The following is a 13,912-nucleotide window of genomic DNA, read 5'->3' as shown; positions in this document are numbered from 1 at the left end:
ACATGCACCACCTCCTTGACACCACATGTCACCGAAGACGTGTTACCCGACCGGAGGCACCGCCGTGGCCGCGCACAATCCGACCGCCGATGCAGCAGACCGGAAGCATCCGGTCGACGAGACACTGCCCCCCTTCAAGATGTTCACCAGCGGTCTGCAGCATGTGGCCGCCATGTACGCGGGAGTGGTGGCCCCGCCCATGATCGTGGGGCCCGCCGTGGGCCTCGACGCCAAGGACACCGCGTTCCTGATGGGCGCGAGCCTGTTCACCGCCGGTATAGCCACCCTGCTCCAGACCCTCGGCTTCTGGCGCGTCGGCGCCCGGCTGCCGTTCGTCAACGGCGTCTCCTTCGCCGGCGTGACCCCGATGGTCGCCATCGGCAGGGACCGGGGCTACGACGGGATCGCCGTCATCTTCGGCGCGATCATCGTCGCCGGCGTGCTGGGCTTCGTGCTCACCCCGTACTTCTCCAAGCTGGTCCGGTTCTTCCCGCCCGTCGTCACCGGCACGGTCATCACCCTGATCGGTGTGTCCCTGCTGCCCGTCGCCTTCAACTGGTCCCAGGGCGGCAACTCCACGGCCGACGACTACGGTTCCATGAGGAACATCGGCATGGCGGCCCTCACGTTCGTGGTCGTGCTGGTGCTGCGGAAACTGCTGCGGGGCTTCCTCCAGCAGATCGCCATCCTGCTCGGCCTCGTCGTGGGCACGATCGTCGCCTTCCCGCTGGGCATGACCAACCTCGACGCGATCAAGGGCGCCGGGATCGTCGGCTTCCCGACCCCGTTCCACTTCGGCGCACCGCAGTTCGAGATCGCCGCGATCGTGTCCATGTGCATCGTGATGCTGGTCTGCATGACCGAGTCCACTGCGGACATGCTCGCACTCGGCAGGATCGTCGACCGCCCGGCCGACGAGCGCACCATCGAGGGCGGTCTGCGCGCCGACACCCTCGGCTCCGCCATCAGCCCGCTGTTCAACGGTTTCATGTGCAGTGCCTTCGCCCAGAACATCGGGCTGGTCGCCATGACGACGGTCCGCAGCCGGTTCGTCGTCGCCGCGGGCGGCGGCATCCTGATCCTGCTGGGCCTGTGCCCGGTCGCCGCCTCCGTCATCGCACTCGTGCCGCTGCCCGTCCTCGGCGGGGCCGGCATCGTGCTCTTCGGTTCGGTCGCCGCGAGCGGCATCCAGACGCTGGCCACGGCCGCGTTGGAGAAGGGCGAGAACGCGCTGATCGTCGCCGCCGCCGTCGGTGTCGGCCTGATCCCGATCGCCGCGCCGGAGTTCTACCACGCCTTCCCCGAAGACGCGCTCGTCGTCCTCGACTCGGGCATCTCGACGGGCTGCATCGTGGCGATCCTGCTGAATCTGGCGTTCAACCACCTCGGCAAGCGGGGGAGCGCGACGGAGGAGGACCCCTCGTCGGTGGAGAAGGGGGCCGCGGTCGCGGAGCCGGCCGCCGTGCACTGAGCCCATGTCGCCGCCGGGGGAGCCGTACCGGCACGGCTTCGCCCGGCGGCGGCTTTCCGCCGCACCGGGACGCCTCGGGTCAGACACCCCATGTCGTTCAGGTGTCAAGCGGGCTGGGGGCGGTGTTGTTCGCGAGCGCCACCAGCCGCGTCATCGAGCCGTTGAACTTGTTGCGGTCCACGTCTCCCGAGACGCCGCCGACACGACCGGTCGCGGTGCAATGCCAGACAGTCCGGGTGGGGAAGCCGCTTGGGATGTTGCGGCTGCCGGCGCCCCGGTGAGCGACCCGCAGAGGTGCCTGCGGGGTGGTGATCCGTCGCCGAGCCGGTCGCGGCGATCGCCGGCGACAAGCTGCCTATGACCAGGGCGAGATGCTTCCAGCGGGTGACTGGCGTGGGGGCATGTACATCCTCTTCTCGGGCCTGTGGCGCCCGCGGCAACGCGAGTGGGACACGGGCGTCGTGACCGAACCTGTATTCGGTTGCGAAGAGTCCGCCCGCGGCCGGGCAAGGCCTCCCGGACACCGTCCGACACGGCTCAGCCCAGCAGCTCGGCGCTGCTTCGCGGCTCCACCCGCGACTGCCCGTTGATGCGGTGACGCTCGACGGAGGAGCGGCGGTAGACCTCCTCGCGCACCCGCTGGATCTCGCCGATCGGCCGGTGGTCCTCGCGCACGCGCCACGGCGTGACAGACGTTCCGTCCGCGGTGGTGAGGTTGTCCGCGCCGCCGATGTCCTGGCGCGGGATGTCGATCCTGGCGACGCCGACCCAGGGGGAGAGCTGCTCGGGCCACTCCACAGAGGTGTTGTCCACCGGCATCCGCGTCAGGTCGGTGTTCAGCTGCACCTGAAGCTCGAAGGCGTGGTCACGCTCCGCCGCCTCCGCGACCAGCGTGTTACGGAAGGCCTCGCCGTCCGCAAGGACATCGACCTCGAGGTGGCCGACCGGCGTGACGGGCACCGTGCGCAGCTTCGCGATGTGGTCGCCGTAACGGAAGGCGCCCATGCTGTTGTAGGTGTACGAGAGCAGGTTCTGCCGCTGGACCCTGGTGAAGGAGAGCATCGCGAACAGCTCGTCCCACAGCCACTCGTCCGCCGTTTCCAGCGTCCCGCGCCGGGTGAGGAACTCGCCCATCCAGGACTTGCGCCGCGCCGGGTTCACCAGTGCGTCCGGCAGTTCGGAGAACAACTCCTCGATCACCATGTAGTCGTAGGCGGTGTTCGCGAAGAACACTTTGTTGTTGATCAGGTTGAGGTCGAACGTGGTCGCGTCGGACTCGTCGGTCAGCAGCGATGTGCCGGGCACGCCGAACATCTTGATCCCCATGCCGCACGCCGCGCCCAGCAGTGAATCGGCCCGCAGGTGCCCGAGCCCGTTGGAGTAGCGGACCACGGCGTCGTACGTCACCGGCTCGGCGAAGATGCCTTGGGCGTACGAGCCCTCCAGCTCACTCACCGTGACCGTGGCCTTCACCAGTCCGTACGTCTTGCCGTGCGCCGTCCTGACTGCGCGACCGGCCTTCTGCCGCTCGACGGACCCGCGGGTGCGGTCCGCGACCTGTTGGACGATTTCGTCCAGCTCCTGCTGGTAGGTGGGTCGTTCGGTGGGCCGGTACGTCTCGAACCTGACGAATTCCATGGGGGTTCTCCTCCTGTGCGCGAAGCGTGCGCCGCGCCGCTCGCCGCGTCACTGCCTCGACGCGTTCAATCTAGTGCTCAATTTAGTTGTGCACAATGTAACTGCTTGTGATGGTCCCCACGTCGTTCGTCATCGGATCGGGCGTGGGGGGCCGGTCCCCGTCACCCGGCGGGCGGGGCCGCCATCGCGCCGATGCGGTAACTGTCGCCGTAGACCCGCCAGTTCAGCGGCGGCTCGAGGCCGAAGTTCCCTTCCCGCACGAACACCCGCTGCGCCGTCTCCACCCGGCTCGTGTCGCCGTGCGACGGCTCCTTGCGCATCGCCTCGACGCGGGCGTCCAGGAAGGCGTTCAGGTACTCCTCCTCGTCGCCGCCCTCGGCAGGCGGCTCCGCGCCGGTCAGGGCCTTCTCCCGCAAGGCGCGGAAGCCCGTGGAGATCTCGGAGGCGTCGGCGCCGTGCATGACGTACGCGTCGAAGTAGATCAACTGCCCCAGCGCGCCCAGGCCGTCGCGCTCGGCCTGGCGCACGGCGGGCAGCAGGTATGTCTCGTCCCGCTCGGCGTCCTGCGCCGCCCGGAAGGCCGCGTCGGACGTCGCGGCCCGCTCCCACGCCCTGGTGAACGGCTTGCCCAGTCCCTCGTGCGAGTCGCTGCCGTCGACCGCCCGCAGCGCGGGCAGGAAACGCTCCAGCGCGTTGCCCGGCCTGGCCTTCGTATAGCGCTCGACCACCGCAAGCATGTCGCCGGTGCCCGAGCAGAAGCCGATGATGCCGGCCGTGTAGCCGCGGCCGTCACCGATGTCCTCGATGTACTTGTACTGCGCCTTCCAGTCCAGCGAGGAGTTCTCCGCGCTGGAGACGATCCGCATCGCGATGTCCTGCTTCGCCGGATCCTCCAGCCCGCCCCCGCCCCCGCCCCCGCCCCCCGAGCCGTCGCCGGTACAGGCGGTGCACGCCCCCACCGCGATCAGGAACGCGAGCAGCATGCGCAGTACGGACTTCACGGCTGACCCCCTCCCGGGGTCACACCCCCGGCCATGCCATCAGATTACTGAACAGCTCCGCCTGCTCGATCGCGTCGTCCAGCGCATGATGGGTGTGCCGGCGCGCCGACAGCAGCTCGCGCGGCATCGCCGACTTCGTCACCGCCCGCAGCGGCAGCCGCGCCTTCACCGCGTACAGCGTCTTCATGTCCATGCACCCGGAGTGCCCGAACGGGCTCGAACCGGTGAACCGCACCTGGTACCAGTACAGGAATGTCCAGTCGTACGAGGCCGGGTAGCCGCACATCACCGGCTGCGCCCCTCCGTACGCCTCGCACACCTTGCCCACCCAGGCGCCGAACGCCCCCATGGCCGCCGCCGGTTCGCTGCCCTGCGTCATCAGCCGCTCCCGGTCCATACCGCTCACGGCCAGTGCCTGCGGTACGAAGTCCTCGCTGATGGGCCGCAGCTCCCGGTAGAACGTGTCCTTCTCGGGATCGGCCGGCTCGTACCCGTCGACGTCCTGGTGGCCTGCCACGGCGGCGCCGAAACTGAGCATCGAGTACGGGCCGGGGACCGGCCCGTCGGCCTCGACGTCGACGGAGAAGTAGAGGCTGGGCTTCACTCGGCGTGTCATGCCAGGAGCATCGCATCACTGTCCCTCCCGGCTCATCACCCGTCCGGCCGGGGCGGGGCCGTCACACTGGCCGTCGCGGCCGCGCGGCCGTTGTCGGTGGGAACGGCCGCGACGCGCTCAACCTGATCGTGGGCTGCGTCGCGTACGGCGGAGAACGCGCTTCCGCACTGTTGCAGCCCTCCGACGGGAGGCCGGCGGCTGGTACGAGACACCGTCTCGTACCAGCGGCACCGGGCGGCCGGTGTGAAGAAGTGCCTGCCTACTGGGGGTCGCCGTAGCATCCGCCGCAAAAACAACGAATATCGCTGACCTGGGGAAATGCGGTGTGGGCCTCACTCGGCGGGACTGGCGGGCCGGGGCAGTTCAGACAGCGTGGCTGCCTCGGCGAGCGTGAGACGGCCGCCCTTCAGTTCGGGCACGTATTTGTAGATGGTGTTGCGGGAGACGCCGAGGAGCTTGGCGATCGAGGTGACGGTGTTCTCCGGGCGGGCGAGCAGGTCACGGGCGTGACGTACCTGTTCGTCGGTCATGGCCGGCGGCCGACCAAGGCGGGCCTCCTGGGGTGCCGGTAAGAACGCTGTCACCGATCCTGCTGGCTTATTCCGTGCTCGGCGGGGCTGGCGGCTCGTTGGTCGGGACAGCAGCGGCCGTCTTGGCGTTCCCGGTCGCGGGTGGGGTGTGGAATGTCGATGCGGCCGAGGCCGTGGCCGAAGGTGCCTGACCTGACCGCGCAGGTGGCGCGAGCGGTGGCGGCACGGGGCCCGTACCCGTTGGCGATGCGGGTCCGTGACGAGCTGGGCGAGTTGTTCGCGGACGCCGAGTTCGCCGAGGCGTTCGGCTCCAGAGGGCGGCCGGGATGGTCACCGGGCCAGCTGGCGCTGGTGACGGTGTTGCAGTTCGCCGAGAACCTCACCGACCGGGCGGCAGCGCATCGGGTGCGGTATGGCATGGACCTGAAGTACGCGCTTGGCTTGGAGCTGGATGATCCCGGGTTCGATGCATCGGTGCTGTCCGACTTCCGCAAGCGACTGGTCGAGCACGGGCTGGGGGAGAAGGTGCTCGACTTGCTGCTGACCGCGCTCAAGGACCGGGGCCTGGTGAAGGCGGGAGGCAGGCAGCGCACCGACTCCACCCGCGTGCTGGCGGCAGTACGCGATCTGAACAGGCTGGAGCTGGCCGGGGAGACGCTGCGGGCCACGCTGGAGGCGCTGGCCTGCGCGGCCCCGGACTGGCTGACCCAGGCGGTGCCCGTTCGGGAATGGGCCGAACGCTACGGACCGCGGATTCACTCCTGGCATCCGCCGGCTTCGACGAGCAAGCGCGAGGAGATGGCCCTGGTCTACGGCCGGGACGGCTTCGCGCTGCTGGAGGCGGTGCATGCCCCTGATGCCCCGGCCTGGCTGCGTGAGCTTCCGGCGGTGCAGGTCCTGCGCACGATGTGGGTGCAGAACTACCACCGCACTGTGACCGAGGCCGGAGCGGAGGTGAAGCGGCGGGAGAGCAAAGACCTCCCGCCCGGCAGGCTGCGGCTGGCCTCTCCGTACGACACCGACGCGCGCTACGGCCTCAAACAGGGCTCTTGGTGGACCGGCTACAAGATCCACATCAGTGAGTCCTGCGACGATCCCGATGACCAGGACTTGGCTGCCGACGGCCAGGCACTGGTCCCTGGAGTGGACGGGCTGCCGCCGCGCCTGATCACCGGTATCGCAACCACCGACGCCACAGTGACCGACGCGGAAATGACCGAACCGGTCCATCACATGCTCGCCGCCCGCGATCTCCTGCCCGCCGAGCACTTCCTCGACTCCGGTTACGCCTCCGCCGAGTTGATCGTGGGCATGAAGAAGAACTTCGGGGTCACCCTGGTCACCCCGGTCCTGCTGAACAGCTCACCCCAGGCACGTGCCGGCGCCGGTTTCGACCGCACCGCGTTCACCATCGACTGGGACAAACGGCAGGCCATCTGCCCACGCGGGGACACCAGCACCTGGTGGAGTCCCGCCACCCTGCGCGGCACCAAGGCCATCGTCATCAAGTTCGACAAGGAGACATGCTGCCCCTGCCCAGTGCGCGACCAATGCACCCGCTCGAAGACCGGCGGCCGGACCCTCTCCCTGCAACCCCGCGAGCTGCAAGAAGTCCTCGACCATGCCCGCCTCCAGCAGGCCGACGAGCAGTGGCGAGCCAAGTACGCAACCCGCGCGGGCATCGAGGGAACCATCCACCAGGCCGTCGCGATCACCGGGATAAGACGTGCCCGCTACCTCGGCCTCCAGAAGACCCACCTGGAGCACGTCTTCTCCGCCGTTGCACTCAACCTCATTCGCCTCGATGCCTGGTGGAACGGCCACCCGCTCGACCGTACCCGCGTCAGCCACCTTGCCCGCCTCGACCTCTCCCTCGCCGCGTGAGGACTGCGCCAGAACCTCGTGACGTGGTCCGGTGCGACGTAGATGCAATTGAGACCAAGGACGAGTCAGGTGCAATCCTGCATGTATGAACGATCTTGGCGACGCACGCCAGCGCACCTGGACGCTGCGATTTATGACCCTCATCGCAGCTGACACCCAGGATCAACTTGCCTGGCTGGGCCAGCGCGAGCTGGAGACGGAGTCCGTCGTTGACGAAGCGGAGCTGCTCTGCCGCATGTCCGAAGGACTCGCGGAGCGCGGAGTCTTCGAGGCCGAGGAGCTGTGCGGTCTTCAAACCATCGGCCGTCGCCTCGGCGAGATGGATGCCGCCTGCCGGGCCGGACTCTGGACCAACGCCCTGGCCACAGATCCGGCGTGGGACGAAATACGTTCTCTCGCCCGCCAGTTCCTCCTCACGGCACTGGGCGACTGGCGTCAGCCACTGCCACACCCTGTGCGCCCACCCAAGGGCGATCACTGAGGAGCTGTGCGAGACGCCGTCAGTGAAGCGTGATGGGCTCCCTGATCTTGATCTTCACACGGCGCCCCGTTCATGATCGTCCTATGAGCGCATACTCGGTAACCCTGGACAAGATCGTTTTGGAGGACTGGCCGGCCGTTCACTCGTGGGCGCGCCTCCCGGAGGTGTGCCGCTATCAGTCCTGGGGGCCGAACACGGAGGTCCAGACGCAGGACTTCGTGGACTCCGCGGTCAAGGCCTGGTCGGGCACCCCTCAGCGCCGGTTCCCTTACGTCGCCCGCGTCGGGCGGGATGTGGTGGGCATGGGTGAGCTGCATGTTCGCAGCCATAAGCAGCGTCAGGGCGAGATCTCATACATCGTGCATCCCCGGGTATGGGGGCAGGGTATCGGCACGGAAATAGGTCGGCAGCTGCTCGCGCACGGCTTCGGCGAGCTGGGGCTCCATCGGATCCATGCCACCTGTGACCCGCGGAATCTCGGCTCCTCCCGTGTGCTTTCCAAGATCGGTATGACGTATGAGGGGCGCCTGCGCGGCACGGCGCTGCTCCACGACGGCTGGCGAGACTCCATGATCTTCAGCAGCCTCGAAGGGGAATGGCGCTCCACTGCGTAGCCCTGCCTGCGGGGTGCTGTCGTTTCTCGTGAACATCGACCTCGGCGCCGACCGGGCGCCTTCCAACGCGTGAACAAAACCACCCACAGGGATAACCGGGCTCCTTCGAATCCCGGCTGCTGACCGAATGGGCCAGCAGGATCGTCACCAGCCGCAAACGGCGGTGGCCAGTCCTCTGACCTGGAGGGCCGGGGCAGTTCCGCCGTGTTGGTCGCCTCAACGAGCGCGAGGCGACCACCCTTGAGTTCGGGCACGTATTTGTAGATGGTGTTGCGGGAGACGCCGAGGAGCTTGGCGATCGAGGTGACGGTGTTCTCCGGGCGGGCGAGTAGGTCGCGGGCGTGACGTACCTGCTCCTCGGTCATCGCCGGCCTGCGGCCGAGCCGGGCGCCGCGGGCGCGGGCGGCGTCCAGGCCCTCGTTTGGTGCCCTGGACGATGAGTTCGCGGATGAACTCCGCCAGGGCCGCGAACACGTGGAAGACCAGGCGCCCGCCGGGCGTGGTCGTGTCGAGCGCCTCGTGCAGCGAGGTGAACCCGATGCCGCGCTTGCGCAGGCCGGACACGATCGCGATGAGGTCCTGGATAGAACGGCCGAGCCGGTCCAGCGACGGGACGACGAGCGTGTCGCCCTCGCGCAGGAAGTCGAGGGCCTTCCACAGCTCCTCGCGTTCGGCGTTCTTGCCGGACTTCTTGTCGGCGAAGATCCGGATGCATCCCGCTGTGTTGAGCGCGTGGATCTGCCGGTCGAGCAACTGCCCCTTGGTGGACACGCGTGCGTATCCCACGAGGCCGCCGGTCCGTACGGCCGGAACGGGGGCGAGGAGATCGGCGGTGTCATCGTCCTGGGGTGGCTGCACCTGCCAGATCGTACAGAAAGGGTGCTCTTCAAGTTCTTGAGCACATCGACTTTCTGACACCGTTTTATGGGCATGATCCGGCTCCGATCCGGCCGCGCGCCGTCGCTCACTGATCTTGCTCATCAATCGGTCGATAGGTGAACGGGGAACAGTTCAGGCCAGGTTGGCGAATCCTTGCTCTGGGTAGTGACATGATTACCTGGGAGAACCGCACGTTCATCAGCTGGACCGCGAGCCTGGGCCGGTTGTGTGTATATCGCTTGGCCTGTACCGCCTCCCGGTCGGCGTCGCGCAACGCCACCGGCAGCATCCGTGCCGCCCTCATCTTCAACAACACCGTAAATAGTCGCCGCTGAGAACACCGCATTCTGAACCGAAAGACAACGAAATGTGTCACGCATGAATGATCAAGCCCCACGCCCCAGCTCGGCTGGCCGTATGACACAAGCACCTATCGCCCGCCGGACACTTCTCGCGGCCACCCTGGCCACCGCGTGCACCGTCGGCAACGCGCGTGCCCATACGACGGCTACGGCGGCCACGGACGCGGCGGCGTCACCGCGGAACGCCGGATCGTTCACCCGCAAGGGGGGCAACTTCGACGTGCCGGAAAGCGCATCATCATCGCTGCGGTACGACACCTTGTGCGTGCGGTGGCCAGGTCTCACCCGTGACGTCCCGCCGGGCAGGGACGATCTCAAGTGGGTGGCGAACACTGCGACGTTGATTTTCGGCGAGCGTGACGCCGTGCTGGTCGACACCTTCCTCACCGTCGAACAGAATCTGGAGCTTATCGACTGGGTGAAGGCACACCATCGGAACCTCGCCTACATCTACATCACGCACGGCCATGGCGACCACTGCTTCGGTGTCAAGCAGCTCACCGAGGCATTCCCCGAGGCCAAGGCGATCTCCACCGCTGCAGTCGTAGCCAAGGCAAAGCACGAGGGCTCGCCGCCGTTCATCGACAGCTTCTGGAAAGCGCGCTTCCCGGGGCAGATCCCGCAGCCGCAGGTCTTGCCTGAGGTCCTCGACGGCGACACCTTCACCCTTGAAGGGCATCGGCTACAGGTGATCGACACCGGGTTCACCGACACCGAAGACACCACCGCGCTGTGGGTGCCCGACTTGCGTCTGGTCGTGGCCGGGGACGTCGCCTACAGCGGCATCCACCCGTACATGGGCGAAGCCACCGCCGAGTCGCGGCAGGAGTGGATGCGCGCCACCGACACACTCGCCGCGCTTGACCCGGCCTTCGTCGTCGCCGGCCACAAGAAGCCTGAGCTGTCCAACCACCCGACGATCCTGGCCGAGACCAAGAAGTACCTGGCCGACTTCAACCGGCTCGACGCCGATACCAAGACGGCGGGCGAACTGTACAACCGGATGCTCGAGCTGTACCCGGAGCTACTGGACCCGGGTTCGCTGTGGGACGGGGCGAAGAGGGCCAAGGGGTCTGCCCAGTGAAGATCCTCCCCGATCGCTGGAGGCAGCCGTCAAGCTCGCCGGCGAGCTGCGAGCCTCCGGCGTGCGGCTCGCACGCAGCATCAGGCCGCGCTCAAGCGCGCTGGCCGCAAACGCGGCATCGAGGAGGCACTCAGCAAGCAGATGCTCGCCCTCCTGGTCCAGCTGGAGGCATAGGGGCGCAACCCCTTGGCAGGGGCGCTCCTGCGTGCGCGTCGGCGGACAGCTGAGGCGAACACGCCGGGGCACGGAAGCCCGCGGCTGGGCCGCGTCCTTGGGACCTAAGACGGGCGGCGGGATCGCAGTGGCCGGTAGCCGGCAGGCTCCAGCTTGGCGAGTTCGGTGTCGACCTCGACGTTGATCGTGCCGAAGAAGTTCACATTCTCGCTGTGGGCCGGGGAGATATGGGCGAGGAGCTCGTCATCGACGGCCCGGCCCTCGGCGCGCATCGCCGTGATGGCCAGGCCGTAGTACTCAGTCGTCCAGGTCACCACCGAGTTCGTCAGCAGCGTCAGGCACCACGCCTGCTCGGTCTGCGCGGCCAGATGGCGGTGGCGGATGGCGCCCTCGTGCGCGTACAGCAGGCTGTGGCGCAGGGAGTGCAGGGATTCGCCCTTGTTGAGCTGCCGGGCGATCTTCCTGCGGTAGGTCTCGTCCGCCAGATAGCGGGCGGCGTAGACGGTGCGGCGAAGCGCCCCGTACTCCTTCAGCGCGGCGGCCAGGGTGTTCTGCCTGGAGGAGGCGGACCGCTTGCCGACGATCAGGGAGGCGGTGGCGTGCCCGAACTTGATGGAGGCGGCCAGGCGGAGCAAGTCGTCCCAGTGGTCCTCGATCAACCCCATGTTGATCTTCTGCGTGAGCAGGGGCCCCGCCACCGGCCAGAGGCTGTCCACGTCCCGCTGCGGGTCCATCCGGTACAGCGTGATCTTCCCCAGGTCCCGGATGCGCGGCGAGAGCTGCATGCCCACCAGGTCGAACAGCGCGAAGTTGACCAAGGTCACGCCATGAGTATCGGTCGCGTGCTCCGTGATGGGCAGGTTGGTCTTGTTGCCCATGATCTCGTCCAGCACATAGTGCGCCTCCCGGCGGGTCACCACGATCACCTTTGTGCCGAACGTCGTGTGCTGGTCCGAGACATGCGTGTACGTGGACAGACCCTGACCGGCGAAGTACTTCTTCATCACCCGCGCGGTCGTCGACTTTCCCTTGACCGGGAACCGCTGCCCGTCCGAGGACGACAGCGTGCCGCCGCCGAACGCCTGGGTCAGCGGGAGACGGTGGTGGTAGTTGACGACCGCGGCGTTCGCCGCGGCAAGGGTCTCCTCGCGGATGTACCACTCCTGGGTCCAGGCCAGGATGTCGTAGGAGATCCCGCACGCCTCCGCCATCCGCACCAGGCCCAGATTTGTCGCGTTCGCGATCAGCACCGCCAGGAGGTTGCGCTTGAGCTCCGGGGAGCGAGTCTGCTTGCCTCCAGCGTGGGTGAAGCATTCCAGGAAGCCGGTACGGCGGTCGAGTTCGACCAGCAGCGAGGCGATCGGGGCCAGCGGCAGCAGCTCCGAGAGCTCTTCCTTCAGCTCGGCGGCCTCGGCGGGGATGTCCTCGGCCGACAGCGGCGGGATGATCAGCTCCCCTCCTGGCGACAACCGCACCTCACCCGTCCCCGCCTTCCGGTTGCCCAGCACCTTCTCCAGGTCGCCCATCGCGACCGCGAGCTCCTCCTTGCACGCATCCAGCGCCACCCGTGCGTCGGTCGGCTTGCCCACCAGCTGGCAGAACTGCTCCCGCTGCCCCTCCCACTGCACGGGCGTGAACAGATACGACCCCGGATCGGCGTACCGGCGCGAGGACGGCACATACACATCCCCGCTGCGCAGCCCGTCCCGCAGGCTCAGCAGCACCGTCAACTCCCAAAAGTGCCGGTATGCCGTGACGTCCTTCTCCCGCGCGGCCTGCTCCAGGTAGCCGGCCCACTTGGCGGACCGAAGTCTGTCGGCGCATGGTCGGGGACCTTCCGGGCCCCGTCCGCGTTCAGCTTCTTCAGGATCGCCACGGCCTCCATGAGCGCCTCGGCGCCCGGGCCGCCGGTGAAGCTGATCGCCTTCAGCACGTCCGGGGTGAACTGCCGCAGGTAGGAGTAGGAGTTGTCGAGCATCGCCAGATGCCCGTTGTCGCGCGGCAGCCTGCCACTTGCCTGGGCAACAGCGGCGCGCAGCCGCTCCATGCCGATGGTGTTCCGCAGCAGAGCGCCGACCATCTCGTCCTCGATCCCGATATCGACCAGGACCGGCAGGATCTCGTCCAGCAGGGCCTGCCGTCCCTCTCCGGCCGCGGCGCGGGCGGCCAGCTCGTCCCGCATCTTGATGCGGGCCCGGCTCTCCCGCGCGGAGACGGCCTGGTCGAACAGGCTGATGACCTCGTCCAGCACATCGGCGGCGGACTGCGAGAGCACCGTCAAAAGGATCGGGTGACGGCGCTGCGGCTCACGCCTATCGAGCGACTGCGCGGTCAGTCGGCGCCCGACCGTCGCCAGGAACCGGCGCCGCTCCGCCGGCAGGCCTGTCAGGTCCAGGGTGTGGGCGTCCAGGTCGCGCAGGAACCCCAGCTTGTCCAGCTCCGCCTTCACCGCGTTCGCCGAGTCCCCGGTCGCGCCCTTGGACAGCCAGTTCAACCGCGTCGTCCCGATTGCCGAGTCAACGGGCAGCAGCCCGTCGAGCTCGCCCATCAACTTCGGCGTCAGCAGATGCTGCACCCGCTGATACGTCTCCCGCCCGGCCTCCGCTCGCGCCGTGGCCACCCGCTCCTGCAGCTTCACCACCCCAGGCCGCACCACCCGCGAGGACGTCAAGTGCTCGCAGGCCAGCCGGAACAGCAGCGACGGAGAATCGTGTTCCATCGCGCGGGCGAGCAGGAACTCGTCCAGCTCCTTCAGCTCCAGCGCCTTGGCCAGCTTCCAGTTCAGGTATCGGGTCACCTCGCGCAGGTGTCCGGTGCGGGTCTGCTTCCGCTCGCCGTAGAACCGCAACTCGCCCACGGGGATCTGAAGGTGCTCGGACAGCCGGGCCACCGCCGCCGGGGGTGCTGAGGCGACATCGTCCGGAACGAACCCGAGCCACGGCAGGGTGCACAACTGGACCGCCAGCCCCAGCCGGTCCTTCGGACTAAGGCCACACCCCGGATCGATGAAGCCCACGTCCGCCGGCATCAGCGTGAAGAACCGGATCAGCTCTTCCTTATTGATCTCCGGAAACCCGCGCAGCCGCGCCAGCTCGTCGTCCGCGAACACACGGGTCGCCACCGATCCCACCCCTCACCGCGGCCGCCCTGTCGTATCAGCGGCTTACCGCACCAAGCA

General features: G+C 67.9%; 11 protein-coding genes and 3 pseudogenes. 5 read left to right on the top strand and 9 right to left on the bottom strand.

Annotation, left to right across the window (positions count from 1 at the left end; genetic code table 11):
• Nucleotides 1-25: 25 nt before the first annotated feature.
• A complete protein-coding gene (locus ACZ4SA_RS06380) occupies nucleotides 26-1,471 on the top strand; it encodes a nucleobase:cation symporter-2 family protein (protein WP_468270440.1) in 1,446 nt (481 codons plus the stop codon).
• 97 nt (nucleotides 1,472-1,568) lie between these two features.
• Here the strand turns inward: ACZ4SA_RS06380 and ACZ4SA_RS06375 are convergent.
• From ACZ4SA_RS06375 to ACZ4SA_RS06355, 5 genes and pseudogenes are all read right to left on the bottom strand, one after another.
• A pseudogene (locus ACZ4SA_RS06375) lies at nucleotides 1,569-1,772 on the bottom strand (lysozyme); the annotation flags it as partial.
• Nucleotides 1,773-2,008: 236 nt separating this feature from the next.
• Nucleotides 2,009-3,109 carry a catalase family protein gene (locus tag ACZ4SA_RS06370; protein WP_468270438.1) on the bottom strand — a complete coding sequence of 367 codons (1,101 nt, stop codon included), beginning with the start codon at nucleotides 3,107-3,109 and terminating at the stop codon, nucleotides 2,009-2,011.
• 161 nt (nucleotides 3,110-3,270) lie between these two features.
• Nucleotides 3,271-4,092, bottom strand: coding sequence for a chitosanase (locus tag ACZ4SA_RS06365; RefSeq protein ID WP_468270803.1), 822 nt, complete (start codon nucleotides 4,090-4,092; stop codon nucleotides 3,271-3,273).
• 37 nt (nucleotides 4,093-4,129) lie between these two features.
• Nucleotides 4,130-4,726 carry a 3'-5' exonuclease family protein gene (locus tag ACZ4SA_RS06360; RefSeq protein ID WP_468270436.1) on the bottom strand — a complete coding sequence of 199 codons (597 nt, stop codon included), beginning with the start codon at nucleotides 4,724-4,726 and terminating at the stop codon, nucleotides 4,130-4,132.
• A gap of 332 nt (nucleotides 4,727-5,058) precedes the next feature.
• Complete coding sequence (locus ACZ4SA_RS06355; protein ID WP_468270434.1) at nucleotides 5,059-5,310, bottom strand: helix-turn-helix domain-containing protein; 252 nt, start codon at nucleotides 5,308-5,310, stop codon at nucleotides 5,059-5,061.
• A 129-nt stretch (nucleotides 5,311-5,439) separates the two neighbouring features.
• On the opposite strand from ACZ4SA_RS06355, the gene ACZ4SA_RS06350 reads away from it, so the two are divergent.
• The 3 genes from ACZ4SA_RS06350 to ACZ4SA_RS06340 all read left to right on the top strand — a co-directional run bounded on the left by ACZ4SA_RS06350 (nucleotide 5,440) and on the right by ACZ4SA_RS06340 (nucleotide 8,235).
• A complete protein-coding gene (locus tag ACZ4SA_RS06350) occupies nucleotides 5,440-7,140 on the top strand; it encodes an IS1182 family transposase (RefSeq protein WP_468270432.1) in 1,701 nt (566 codons plus the stop codon).
• A gap of 85 nt (nucleotides 7,141-7,225) precedes the next feature.
• Entirely contained in the window at nucleotides 7,226-7,621 is a 396-nt protein-coding gene (locus ACZ4SA_RS06345; protein WP_468270430.1) for a hypothetical protein, read from the top strand.
• An 83-nt stretch (nucleotides 7,622-7,704) separates the two neighbouring features.
• Nucleotides 7,705-8,235 (top strand): GNAT family N-acetyltransferase, encoded by a 531-nt coding sequence (locus ACZ4SA_RS06340; RefSeq protein ID WP_468270428.1) that lies wholly within the window; start codon nucleotides 7,705-7,707, stop codon nucleotides 8,233-8,235.
• 305 nt (nucleotides 8,236-8,540) lie between these two features.
• Here the strand turns inward: ACZ4SA_RS06340 and ACZ4SA_RS06335 are convergent.
• Together ACZ4SA_RS06335 and ACZ4SA_RS06330 are read right to left on the bottom strand one after the other, a co-directional pair.
• Nucleotides 8,541-8,600: pseudogene (locus ACZ4SA_RS06335) on the bottom strand (hypothetical protein); the annotation flags it as partial.
• A 109-nt stretch (nucleotides 8,601-8,709) separates the two neighbouring features.
• Nucleotides 8,710-9,216 (bottom strand): annotated as a pseudogene (locus ACZ4SA_RS06330) (recombinase family protein); the annotation flags it as partial.
• A gap of 315 nt (nucleotides 9,217-9,531) precedes the next feature.
• Between ACZ4SA_RS06330 and ACZ4SA_RS06325 the strand changes: the two are divergent.
• Nucleotides 9,532-10,560 (top strand): MBL fold metallo-hydrolase, encoded by a 1,029-nt coding sequence (locus ACZ4SA_RS06325; protein WP_468270426.1) that lies wholly within the window; start codon nucleotides 9,532-9,534, stop codon nucleotides 10,558-10,560.
• Nucleotides 10,561-10,838: 278 nt separating this feature from the next.
• Here the strand turns inward: ACZ4SA_RS06325 and ACZ4SA_RS06320 are convergent, their stop codons facing one another.
• Nucleotides 10,839-12,458 (bottom strand): Tn3 family transposase, encoded by a 1,620-nt coding sequence (locus ACZ4SA_RS06320; RefSeq protein ID WP_468270801.1) that lies wholly within the window; start codon nucleotides 12,456-12,458, stop codon nucleotides 10,839-10,841.
• Between the two features lie 2 nt (nucleotides 12,459-12,460).
• Nucleotides 12,461-13,855, bottom strand: coding sequence for a DUF4158 domain-containing protein (locus tag ACZ4SA_RS06315; protein ID WP_468270425.1), 1,395 nt, complete (start codon nucleotides 13,853-13,855; stop codon nucleotides 12,461-12,463).
• Nucleotides 13,856-13,912: the final 57 nt, after the last annotated feature.

Source organism: Streptomyces sp. NPDC027962 (assembly GCF_055566095.1).
This window is presented reverse-complemented; position numbering and strand designations above follow the sequence as displayed.